Origin of the sequence: Shigella sp. FC1967 (assembly GCF_001743005.1) — a bacterium.
Lineage (GTDB): Bacteria > Pseudomonadota > Gammaproteobacteria > Enterobacterales > Enterobacteriaceae > Proteus.
Genome location: NZ_MIIZ01001424.1, coordinates 1 through 351 on the forward strand (window position 1 = coordinate 1; position 351 = coordinate 351).

Consider the following 351-nt stretch of genomic DNA (forward strand, 5'->3'; position numbering starts at 1 on the left):
CCAGTGATTGTTCATAGCCACCGGGAGCGAAGGCTATGGCGACTGCATCCTGGAGTTCTTCGGGAAGAGTCTGGATGAGTTTGTCCTCTGCGGCCTTTTTCCAGTCGTTCAAACTCACGCTGCAAAACAGCGTTTTGCTTTCTTGACCGGTGTTACAACATCCGAACAGAGAACCTCGGCTGCATCATGCAACGAAGCATGAGCAAGCATGACTGCCAGATCCACCGACTTCCCTTGCTGAATGGCAATATTGCCAGCCAGGTAGGAAAGCAGGGTAACAACAGCGCTGTGTTCCAACACAGACTCCGGTTGAACAGAGTGCATCAGTGACCAGCGTTTGATCAGGCGTTG

The 351-nt window shown here is 52.1% G+C and carries 1 protein-coding gene; it reads right to left on the minus strand.

The window, feature by feature from the left end:
- Positions 1-114: 114 nt before the first annotated feature.
- Positions 115-351 (minus strand): YfbR-like 5'-deoxynucleotidase (locus BHE89_RS22650; RefSeq protein WP_286146427.1); only part of this gene is annotated, 237 nt, incomplete at its 5' end.